This window comes from Yeosuana sp. (genome assembly GCF_057126245.1).
Genome location: NZ_DBNGMQ010000107.1, coordinates 1 through 1,681, shown reverse-complemented (window position 1 = coordinate 1,681; position 1,681 = coordinate 1). Strand labels below are relative to the sequence as shown.

At 27.6% G+C, this 1,681-nt stretch carries 1 protein-coding gene; it reads left to right on the top strand.

Annotation, left to right across the window (positions count from 1 at the left end; all coding sequences use genetic code 11):
* Positions 1-448 precede the first annotated feature (448 nt).
* Positions 449-841 (top strand): hypothetical protein, encoded by a 393-nt coding sequence (locus AC15TD_RS14280; RefSeq protein ID WP_484452815.1) that lies wholly within the window; start codon positions 449-451, stop codon positions 839-841.
* The last annotated feature ends 840 nt before the right edge of the window (positions 842-1,681 follow it).

Here is a 1,681-nt window from a genome sequence, read left to right as displayed (position 1 = left end):
ATGACATCATTTGGTCATGGTCGCTCGCAATTGCTTCAAATATTTCATTTCTCGTTTCAGAATTATCAAGCAGTTTACTTACCTCTATTTTCTGGGTACAGCTACTTAAAATTATAAACCCTAAAATCAAAAACATCATTATTATTGTTTTCATAATACTTATTTTTAATACTTTATAATTTGAAATTTTTTTTTAAAGCTTCCTTGATCTTTGCTTGTGTTAATTTGCTTACTTTCTAAATTGTAAATTTATTGTCTTTAAAAAAAATAAGTCATTTATTTAATTTAAAAAATGATATTTATCAGTTAGACTGATTTACTGAACATTATAAAAGCCCGTGAACAACAACGGTTATAAGTAATTGCTTGTTCTAACTTACTTCCGAAAATCAAATGACTTATACGAGTTTATCAACTTATTAAATATTTAATATATTAGTACTAAAGTATGGATATAGGTATTTGTCTATACCCAATTGTTAGAGATAAATTCAATACCTACTATATTAATCTTCGAGAAGTTATTATCATGAAAGACAACAGAGAAACAAATTCAAGTGAGAGCCCCAATACCTTATCATCAGATAAATTACTAATTATCTATTTGTGCATCTTTTCTATTGTTACTATTGCTTCATTTGGTATAGAAAAGTTGGTTGTCAATTGGTATGAAGGCCCCACTAAGTATATTAGATCCTCTTTATGGATTTTTAGCGATTTAAGTATGATTCTCATTCCATTATCAATAAGAAACAAGTCGTTGAAAATTGTAGGTCTAATAATTACGACGATAATGGTTATTTATTTTATTTATGGTAATATTAGTTATATGATAGGCTAAAAAAAACTACTGCCAATAATCTATAAGTGGCATTACCCCCGAAATAAACAAAAACCAGTATTGGCGTATTTGGACACACTAATTTTTTGGAATTTGCAGTTAAAAAGGTCAATTTGAGAGGTTTTATCTACTATACACTATTATAATTATTGATTTACTCTAAATCTGTTCTGTTTTTAAGTGTCTCCCAATGCTTGAAAGAATCGAAAACCAAGGACAAAAACTAATGAAAACCTTAAGTTTAAAAGAATAGAATTACAAGATGGGCAATATTACGGTGTTAAGAAAATTAAAGGAGATTTAACAAGAGTCTATTTAGATAAAACTAAAATTAATGATGTTAGATTAAAAAATAAAGCTGCATCAACAATATTTACTACTATTTTGGTTTTGTCTGGTGTTATAGTGGTTTTCGCCTTCGGTGTTTGGATTGGTGATTGGTGATTGGTGATTGGTGAGCAAAATAATCATTTTAAATTCAATAGTAAACTTGTTTTGGCTCGAATAAAATTCTAGTATAGGGGCGTATTTTTAGATAACTATGTTACTGAAACTGAAAAGTGCTACTGTTATGCCGTTGCCATGTTCTTTGTTGAGGTTGTTTATGAGCAGAGCGTAATGTTATATCTGAAGTAAAGAGATAAAATAGGATTTTAATGATGAAATTGATAAATATCATTGTAAATTAATTTCTAGAACAATAAATTATCTTATCATTTTAAAAACTACAAATTGTTTAATTGAGAGAAAATGAATTTAAAAGATAATTTAACTAGGTTTTTTTATGCAAAAGCAAACAATGAAAAAACTAAAGTTGCTCCAGATGGGGTTTGTCCAAAT

Excerpts from the sequence above, each read along its gene's own strand:
- AC15TD_RS14280 (WP_484452815.1), top strand. The coding sequence starts at position 449 with ATGGATATAGGTATTTGTCTATACCCAATTGTTAGAGATAAATTCAAT.